At 43.9% G+C, this 1,337-nt stretch carries 2 protein-coding genes; both read right to left on the bottom strand.

The window, feature by feature from the left end; all coding sequences use genetic code 11:
* Positions 1-20: 20 nt before the first annotated feature.
* A complete protein-coding gene (locus tag QUA33_RS28060) occupies positions 21-992 on the bottom strand; it encodes an IS110 family transposase (RefSeq protein WP_333153047.1) in 972 nt (323 codons plus the stop codon).
* A 141-nt stretch (positions 993-1,133) separates the two neighbouring features.
* A partial coding sequence (locus QUA33_RS28055) for a hypothetical protein (protein WP_333153045.1) occupies positions 1,134-1,337 on the bottom strand: 204 nt, incomplete at its 5' end.

The following is a 1,337-nucleotide window of genomic DNA, read 5'->3' as shown; positions in this document are numbered from 1 at the left end:
GTAGATACTGTCTTGACCTGTCAAGGGGTAGCAGTCAAATAATTAGGATCGAAAGGCTTTTGGGACTTTAAAATCCCAAAAGCCAAATGCACCAACTTCCGCATCAAAGCACCAATTACCTGCATCTTGACCTTTCCACGACCCAATAATCGCTCACTCATAGCTTTGAGTAACGGATTGTGACGCATCGCTACTACCGCTGGCATATACAATGCTTTTCGCATTCGGACGTTTCCGGTACAAGACAAACGAGTTTTGCCCTTAACCGAAGTCCCAGAACTCCGTTCGCTCGGTGTTAAACCAGCATAGGCTGCTAATTGACGAGCATTGTCGTAATCAGAAACATCACCAATTTCAGCTAATAATATAGAAGCTGTTAAATCGCCAATGCCCGGAATTGAGGTCAACAGTTCGCGCTGTTGTTTTAAGTGTGGGTGTTGGTTAAAATGGTCACTAATCAGTTTTTTGATTAGTTGTTGTTGCTGTTTGAGATAGTCCAAATGTTCCTGGGTAAGGGCAGCAACAGTTGGCGTAGCTGTTTCCAAACGGTTTTGTTCGCTCGTCATCATTTCTGTGACTGATTCGAGCCGCCGTAACAATGCTTGTAATTCCTTAACTTCGGGTGCGGTAGGTGTCCATAATGATGGTTTCATTGCCGCACAAAAACGGGCAATCAATGCTGCATCTACGGAGTCTGTTTTAGTTCTCAGAAGTTCGCTTTTGGCAAACCCTTTAATACGAGCCGGATTGACAATACTTACCTGAAAGCCTTCCATATAAAGGAATTCGGCTAAGGCTTCGCCGTAGATGCTAGTAGCTTCCATGCAAGCATGGAGTTCGACTACATCTTGTTGTTTGAGCCAGTTATGTAAACTCTCAAAACCTTGGGTATTGTTCGTAAACTTTTTGGGTTTAGTCGCACGATTCTCCTTCAGTAATGAGACATGAAAGTCTTTTTTACTGATGTCTATGCCTAAGACTGTTTGTGTCATATTTTGCTCTCGATGTACTCCGATTTTATAAAGAACCGACAGGCAATTGAAGACTAACCTTGTCAATGCAGGCTTTCCCGATAATACCGAGAGCCTAAGATACTGTCCAGTTTGTGTGCGCCTGTCATCAGTAATGGGAGCTTATCTACGCAACAGACTTATTCCGTCTAAGGGGCGGGCCAACTTCACCGATTTCTGATGTCCTTGAAGAACACTTTCTGCTGTTACAGAACCATTTGTACGAAACTTTCCTTGTTTCTTTAGATTTACTTTGCTTGTCGGTACGATCGCCTGATGATCGGTACGATCACCTGATTGTCGGCTCGATCGCCTGATTGTCGGCTC

It is taken from the genome of Microcoleus sp. Pol14D4 (genome assembly GCF_036701245.1).
Lineage (GTDB): Bacteria > Cyanobacteriota > Cyanobacteriia > Cyanobacteriales > Microcoleaceae > Microcoleus.
This window is presented reverse-complemented; position numbering and strand designations above follow the sequence as displayed.